4 protein-coding genes are annotated in these 3,754 nt (G+C 56.3%); all 4 read left to right on the top strand.

Annotation, left to right across the window (positions count from 1 at the left end):
- Positions 1-1,489, top strand: a 1,489-nt coding sequence (locus lacNas_RS02485; protein WP_201346554.1) for a transglycosylase domain-containing protein, incomplete at its 5' end; no start/stop codon positions are given.
- 40 nt (positions 1,490-1,529) lie between these two features.
- Positions 1,530-1,883 (top strand): YlbF/YmcA family competence regulator, encoded by a 354-nt coding sequence (locus tag lacNas_RS02480; protein ID WP_201330273.1) that lies wholly within the window; start codon positions 1,530-1,532, stop codon positions 1,881-1,883.
- Positions 1,884-1,887: 4 nt separating this feature from the next.
- Positions 1,888-3,093 (top strand): metallophosphoesterase family protein, encoded by a 1,206-nt coding sequence (locus tag lacNas_RS02475; RefSeq protein ID WP_201330272.1) that lies wholly within the window; start codon positions 1,888-1,890, stop codon positions 3,091-3,093.
- Positions 3,090-3,754: AAA family ATPase (locus lacNas_RS02470; protein ID WP_201346553.1), on the top strand; the 665-nt coding region annotated here is incomplete at its 3' end. The genes lacNas_RS02475 and lacNas_RS02470, both read left to right, overlap by 4 nt.

Here is a 3,754-nt window from a genome sequence, read left to right as displayed (position 1 = left end):
CCAAGATGCCAGCCGCAAATACTTCGGCAAAAACGCCAGTCAGCTGACGGTGGCGGAAGGGGCGACTCTGGCGGCAATTCTGCGGAATCCGTCCTACTACAACCCGATCGACTCCATGTCCCACTCCCTGTCCAGAAGAAATCTGGTTCTGCAGCTGATGGTTGAAAACAAGGCCATCAGCCAGAAGACGGCCAACAAGGCCAAAAAGCAGGGGATGAACCTGGTCGACACCTACAAGGCCACCAGCGGCTACAAGTATCCCTACTACTTTGACGCCGTCATCTCCGAAGCCATCAGCAAGTATGGCTTAAGCGAAAGCGAGATCATGAGCAAGGGACTGAAGATCTACACGACTCTGGACCAGAACTACCAGAAGTCCATGCAGGCCAGCTTCAAGAACAAGTACAACTTCCCGACCAACCCGGCCGGCACGGCCCGGGCCCAAGGGGCCAGCGTGGCCATGGATCCGAAGACCGGGGCGGTCAAGGCCCTGGTCGGCGGGCGCGGCAAGCACGTCTTCCGGGGTTACAACCGGGCCACGCAGATGCAGCGCCAGCCCGGCAGCGCGATCAAGCCGCTGGTCGTCTACGCCGCAGCGCTGGAAAACGGCTACCACTATGACTCGAACCTGTCCAACAAGAAACAGAGCTTCGGCAAAAACAACTACGAGCCGGTCAACGTCGACAACGAGTACTCGACCACGATTCCGATGTACCAGGCCCTGGCTGAAAGCAAAAACGTGCCGGCCGTCTGGCTTTTGAACAAGATCGGCGTTTCTACCGGCGTCAGCTACCTGAAGAAGTTCGGGATCACCGTTTCCAAGAGCGACCAGAACCTGGCCCTGGCTCTGGGCGGGGTTTCCACCGGGGTCAGCCCGCTGCAGATGGCCCGGGCCTACTCGGCCTTTGCCAACAGCGGCAAGCTGCCGGACAGCTCATATTTGATTACCAAGATCACTGATGCCAGCGGCAACGTGATTGCTGAAAACACCAACACCGGCAACAGCCGGATAATTTCGTCATCGACCGCCAAGGAAATGACCCAGATGCTGCTCAGCGTCTTCACTTCAGGCACGGCCGTCAACGCCAAGCCGTCCGGCTACTCAGTTGCCGGCAAGACCGGGTCAACGGAAGTTTCATTTGCCTACGGGACCAAGGACCAATGGATCGTCGGCTACACGCCGGACGTTGTCGTGGCCACCTGGGTCGGCTTTGACACGACTGACAAGACCCACTACATGCAGGGGATATCCGAAACCGGGATCACCTCCTTGTATAAAGACGAGATGACGCGGATACTGCCTTACACCAAGCAGACCAGCTTTACGGTCCAGTCGGCCGACTCACTGGCCCAGAGCAATGGCACTTCCAGCTCCAGCTCCTCCAGCAGCAACAACTGGAGTGAAAAGCTGAAAGAATCCATCAGCGATGGCGTAAAGAATGCCGAATCGACGATTAAGTCATGGTACAATAAAATTACTGGAAAATAAGCAAGAAAAATTTTTTGTGGAATAAAAGAGGAGAAAAAAGATGGTCAACATTTACGACACTGCCAACCAATTAGCCAACGACTTGCGGGAAACCCAGCAGTTCACGGCATTAAAGGAAGCCATGGAAGCCGTTAAGGCAGATCCAGACAGCCTGGCCCTGTTCAAGGAGCTCGATGCTGCCCAGATGGAAATCATGGAAGCTCAGTCAACCGGCAAGGAGCTGACTCAAGAGCAGCAGGACCATTTTGCCAGCCTGAACAGCCGGGTCGGCCAGAACAAGACCCTGCAGAACATGCTGCTGGCTGAGCAGGCAGTTTACACTTTGCTCAACGACGTACAAAAGAATATCGGCCAGCCTTTGTCTGAAGCATACGAGGATTTGAGAAAAGCCTAAGATCATGAAATTCATTCATTTAGCTGACGCGCACTTAGATAGCCCATTTCGTGGACTATCTTTTTTGCCAAATAGGGAATATGCCGCCATCCAGCAAGCGGCGGCCGAATCCCTGACCAGGATCGTGGACCTGGCTTTGAAAGAACAGGTGGACCTGGTCTTGATTGCCGGGGACAGCTTTGACTCCAACAAGCCTTCTCCGGCCAGCCAGCTCTTTTTGGCCGGCCAGGTCAAGCGGCTGACTGACGCGGCAATTCAAGTGGTCATGATTTTTGGCAACCACGACTATATGACCAGCCAGGATCTGCTGGTTGAAAAAAGTCCCTACTTCTGCCTGCTGGGAGACCAGGAGCAGGTTGAGCGGGTCTTTTTCAAGACCAAGACCGGCTTTGCCTACAACGTGACGGGCTTTTCCTACAGCCACAACCATATTGAAAGGGACCTCCTGCCAGATTTCCCGGAAAAAGACGGCTACACGATCGGCTTGATGCACGCGGCGCAAAAAGCAGCCAGCGGCAATGTTTACGCGCCTTTTGAGCTGAGTGAGCTCAAGGAGCTGGGCTATGACTACTTTGCCTTGGGCCACATTCACGCCCGCCAATTGCTGAGCGAGCAGCCGCTGATCGTTTACCCGGGCAACATTCAAGGCCGGGATGTCGGTGAGCTGGGCGAAAAAGGCTGCTGTTTGGGCGAGGTGGACGAGAGAACGGGCAAGACGAGCCTGCGCTTCGTGCCGACGGCGCCGATCACCTGGAAGCAGCAGACATTGAGCCTGGAGCAGCCTTTGAGCAAGAGCGACCTGCAGGAGCGGGCTGTGGAGAGCTTGCGGGCTGCCGGGGCAGGCAAGACCTACTTCAGCTTGAAGATTCTGGGTTCAGAATACCTCACTAGCGAAGAGCTGGACCTGTGGCAGGACCAGACCGCCTGGTCCGCGCTCGCCGCGGCCCTGGCGCCTTCGCAGCTGGTGGACGTCCGCCTGGCAGTCCGCGGCCTGGTCAGCTTGAACAACAGCGACCGCGCCGCTTTGGAAGAGGCCGAAAAAGAGGTCTTAAGCGATGAGAATCTGCAGCGCCTGGCTGCCTCTTGGATCAAGAAGGACCCTTATGCCCGCCAGCTGCTGGAAGACGAAAGCTTCCGCGACCAGGTCCGTGACCTGGTGGCCGTGAAGCTGGCCAGCCGCCTGCAGGGAATGAGCGAGGGGGAAGAATGAGACTCAAGCAGATTCAAATTTATAACTTTGGGCATTTCAGCCAGAAGACTTTTGACCTGCCGGCCGGCAACCTGGCCGCCTTCTTCGGCGGCAACGAGGCTGGCAAGAGCACGACCGTGGCCTTCATCAAGCAGGTGCTCTTCGGCTTCAATTTGAAAAACACGGCCTCGGCCTTCTTTGAAGACTATGAGCCCTTGACCAAGAGCTACCCCATGGGGGGCAAGCTGGTCTTTGAGGCGCCTGAGGGCGAGTATGAACTGGAAAGAAGCTGGAGCAAGGGCGACAAGAGCAAGACTGGCAGCCTCAAAGTCAGCCTGGATGGCCGGGAAGTTCCGGCCAGCGTCTTTTATGACCAGATTCAAAACATTGACGGGGGCTTTTATGCCGAGAGCTTTATTTTTAACGAAGACCTGCTCAGACAGGTAAGTTCCCTGTCGGAAACCGAGATTCTGGAGAACATCTACTATCTCGGGGCTGCCCAGAGCAGCCAGCTGCTGGCCATCAGGGCGGACTTCGACAAAGAAGCCCGGGACCTGTTCAAGCCAAGCGGCAAGAAGGCTCCGGTCAACCAGGACCTGCTGAAATTGGCAGCGCAAAGAGACAAGGTCGCGGCCGACGGTGAGGAATTCGACGCCTACCGGCAGCTGGAATTGCGGCGGCT

Source organism: Lactobacillus nasalidis (assembly GCF_016587775.1).
In the GTDB taxonomy this organism is placed as follows: Bacteria; Bacillota; Bacilli; order Lactobacillales; family Lactobacillaceae; genus Lactobacillus; species Lactobacillus nasalidis.
The sequence above is the reverse complement of the archived record's forward strand: the minus strand, read 5'-3'. Positions and strand labels throughout refer to the sequence as shown.

Bases quoted from the DNA above. Each gene is read 5' to 3' on its own strand.
- lacNas_RS02480 (WP_201330273.1), top strand. From the start codon at position 1,530: ATGGTCAACATTTACGACACTGCCAACCAATTAGCCAACGACTTGCGG.
- lacNas_RS02475 (WP_201330272.1), top strand. From the start codon at position 1,888: ATGAAATTCATTCATTTAGCTGACGCGCACTTAGATAGCCCATTTCGT.